Origin of the sequence: Arthrobacter sp. zg-Y844 (genome assembly GCF_024385465.1) — a bacterium.
Classification (GTDB): Bacteria; Actinomycetota; Actinomycetes; order Actinomycetales; family Micrococcaceae; genus Arthrobacter_B.
Genome location: NZ_JANFLS010000007.1, coordinates 1 through 3,929, shown reverse-complemented (window position 1 = coordinate 3,929; position 3,929 = coordinate 1). Strand labels below are relative to the sequence as shown.

General features: G+C 55.9%; 2 rRNA genes. Both read left to right on the top strand.

Going from position 1 to position 3,929, the window contains the following annotated elements:
* Nucleotides 1-105: 105 nt before the first annotated feature.
* Nucleotides 106-1,633 (top strand): 16S ribosomal RNA (locus NNX35_RS15990).
* Nucleotides 1,634-2,162: 529 nt separating this feature from the next.
* Nucleotides 2,163-3,929 (top strand): 23S ribosomal RNA (locus tag NNX35_RS15985); the annotation flags it as partial.

Sequence of the window (3,929 nt, the reverse complement as noted above, 5' to 3'; positions counted from 1 at the left end):
TTCCGCCCACCCCGTGGGTATGGGACGGTTTTTTTAGCCGGTTTCGAATTTAGTGCAGTGCCTGCAGCCAATTTTCCTTGGCTCGGGTGCTGTGTCTGTAACACATTTACGGAGAGTTTGATCCTGGCTCAGGATGAACGCTGGCGGCGTGCTTAACACATGCAAGTCGAACGATGACTTCTGTGCTTGCACAGAATGATTAGTGGCGAACGGGTGAGTAACACGTGAGTAACCTGCCCCTGACTTCGGGATAAGCCTGGGAAACCGGGTCTAATACCGGATACAACGGACCACCGCATGGCGGTCCGTGGAAAGCTTTATGCGGTTTTGGATGGACTCGCGGCCTATCAGCTTGTTGGTTGGGGTAATGGCCCACCAAGGCGACGACGGGTAGCCGGCCTGAGAGGGTGACCGGCCACACTGGGACTGAGACACGGCCCAGACTCCTACGGGAGGCAGCAGTGGGGAATATTGCACAATGGGCGGAAGCCTGATGCAGCGACGCCGCGTGAGGGACGAATGCCTTCGGGTTGTAAACCTCTTTCAGCAGGGAAGAAGCGAAAGTGACGGTACCTGCAGAAGAAGCGCCGGCTAACTACGTGCCAGCAGCCGCGGTAATACGTAGGGCGCAAGCGTTATCCGGAATTATTGGGCGTAAAGAGCTCGTAGGCGGTTTGTCGCGTCTGCTGTGAAAGCCCGGGGCTCAACCCCGGGTCTGCAGTGGGTACGGGCAGACTAGAGTGATGTAGGGGAGACTGGAATTCCTGGTGTAGCGGTGAAATGCGCAGATATCAGGAGGAACACCGATGGCGAAGGCAGGTCTCTGGGCATTAACTGACGCTGAGGAGCGAAAGCATGGGGAGCGAACAGGATTAGATACCCTGGTAGTCCATGCCGTAAACGTTGGGCACTAGGTGTGGGGGACATTCCACGTTTTCCGCGCCGTAGCTAACGCATTAAGTGCCCCGCCTGGGGAGTACGGCCGCAAGGCTAAAACTCAAAGGAATTGACGGGGGCCCGCACAAGCGGCGGAGCATGCGGATTAATTCGATGCAACGCGAAGAACCTTACCAAGGCTTGACATGAACCGGAAAGGCCTGGAAACAGGTCCCCCACTTGTGGCCGGTTTACAGGTGGTGCATGGTTGTCGTCAGCTCGTGTCGTGAGATGTTGGGTTAAGTCCCGCAACGAGCGCAACCCTCGTTCTATGTTGCCAGCGCGTTATGGCGGGGACTCATAGGAGACTGCCGGGGTCAACTCGGAGGAAGGTGGGGACGACGTCAAATCATCATGCCCCTTATGTCTTGGGCTTCACGCATGCTACAATGGCCGGTACAAAGGGTTGCGATACTGTGAGGTGGAGCTAATCCCAAAAAGCCGGTCTCAGTTCGGATTGAGGTCTGCAACTCGACCTCATGAAGTTGGAGTCGCTAGTAATCGCAGATCAGCAACGCTGCGGTGAATACGTTCCCGGGCCTTGTACACACCGCCCGTCAAGTCACGAAAGTTGGTAACACCCGAAGCCGGTGGCCTAACCCCTTGTGGGAGGGAGCCGTCGAAGGTGGGACCGGCGATTGGGACTAAGTCGTAACAAGGTAGCCGTACCGGAAGGTGCGGCTGGATCACCTCCTTTCTAAGGAGCACCTCGAAGACCATGTCCTTCCACAGTGTTGGATGTGTGCTTTGCAGGAGATGCCCATATCGGAGACATATGTTCTCCGGTGGGTGCTCAAGGGTGGAATATCAATGGATAGGCGCCGGCATGCCGGCCGTAATGGATCAGTACGTTCCTTCCCTTCGGGGAGGTTCCTGGAACATCCGCTGCGGCCCTGGTAAGTCCGGTTAGTCGTTTGGCACACTGTTGGGTCCTGAAGCAACAGGCACCCGTGTTCTTCTCCCTTTCTGGGGGTGGTTCTGCGGGTTGACTGGTTTGTTTCTGTTTGTTCCTGCGCAGGCCGGAACCGTGTCGCTGACAGCCCTTTGCGGGGTGGTCGGGTGCGGGGATGGGTGTGACGGGGTTGTTGTTTGAGAACTACATAGTGGACGCGAGCATCTTAAAATATTAAGTGCAATTTCAGAAAAACCTGGTAGATCCGGGTGCCTCTCAAGGGTGCCTGGTGAGACCGTGGTTTTCTCGATAGCGATAATAAATTGATCTTTGTGGTCAAGTTTTTAAGGGCACACGGTGGATGCCTTGGCATCAGGAGCCGAAGAAGGACGTAGGAATCTGCGATAAGCCTGGGGGAGTTGATAACCGAACTTTGATCCCAGGATGTCCGAATGGGGAAACCCCGCCCGGCGCGCGAGTGACCGGGTGACCCGCATCTGAACACATAGGGTGCGTGGAGGGAACGTGGGGAAGTGAAACATCTCAGTACCCACAGGAAGAGAAAACAACAGTGATTCCGTTAGTAGTGGCGAGCGAACGCGGAAGAGGCTAAACCAGTGGTGTGTGATAGCCGGCGGGCGTTGCATCACTGGGGTTGCGGGACTTTCCGTACCGATTCTGCCGGATCGGTGAAGTGAGTGCAGATGTATAGGTGAACCGGTTTGAAAGCCGGGCCGTAGAGGGTGTTAGCCCCGTAACCGGAATGCATGCTGCCGCTTGGAGAGGATCCCAAGTAGCACGGGGCCCGAGAAATCCCGTGCGAATCTGCCAGGACCACCTGGTAAGCCTAAATACTCCCTGATGACCGATAGCGGACAAGTACCGTGAGGGAAAGGTGAAAAGTACCCCGGGAGGGGAGTGAAATAGTACCTGAAACCGTGTGCCTACAAACCGTTGGAGCAGCTCTGATTGCTGTGACAGCGTGCCTTTTGAAGAATGAGCCTGCGAGTTAGTGTTACGTCGCGAGGTTAACCCGTGAGGGGAAGCCGTAGCGAAAGCGAGTCTGAATAGGGCGATGCAGTGGCGTGATCTAGACCCGAAGCGGAGTGATCTACCCATGGCCAGGTTGAAGCGACGGTAAGACGTCGTGGAGGACCGAACCCACTTCAGTTGAAAATGGAGGGGATGAGCTGTGGGTAGGGGTGAAAGGCCAATCAAACTCCGTGATAGCTGGTTCTCCCCGAAATGCATTTAGGTGCAGCGTTGCGTGTTTCTTACCGGAGGTAGAGCTACTGGATGGCTAATGGGCCCTACAAGGTTACTGACGTCAGCCAAACTCCGAATGCCGGTAAGTGAGAGCGCAGCAGTGAGACTGTGGGGGATAAGCTTCATAGTCGAGAGGGAAACAGCCCAGACCACCAACTAAGGCCCCTAAGCGTGTGCTAAGTGGGAAAGGATGTGGAGTTGCCCAGACAACCAGGAGGTTGGCTTAGAAGCAGCCACCCTTGAAAGAGTGCGTAATAGCTCACTGGTCAAGTGATTCCGCGCCGACAATGTAGCGGGGCTCAAGTACACCGCCGAAGTTGTGGATTTCAGATATAGATAAGCCTTCGTGGTTCAGTCGTCTGGAGTGGTAGGGGAGCGTCGTGTGGGCAGTGAAGCTGCGGTGTAAACCAGTGGTGGAGCCTACACGAGTGAGAATGCAGGCATGAGTAGCGAAAGACGGGTGAGAAACCCGTCCGCCGAATGATCAAGGGTTCCAGGGTCAAGCTAATCTGCCCTGGGTAAGTCGGGACCTAAGGCGAGGCCGACAGGCGTAGTCGATGGACAACGGGTTGATATTCCCGTACCGGCGAAGAACCGCCCATACCAAGCAGGGGACACTAACCGTCCGGAGCCTGCCCGATCACCCTTGTGGTGTGAGGGTTTTGGCCGAGCACGGGACCTGATCCTGGGAGGTAAGCGTATTAACAGGTGTGACGCAGGAAGGTAGCCGGGCCAGGCGATGGTAGACCTGGTCTAAGGACGTAGGGTCCGTGATAGGTAAATCCGTCACGGTGTCTTTGATGACGAACCTGAGATCCGACGGGACCCCCTCACA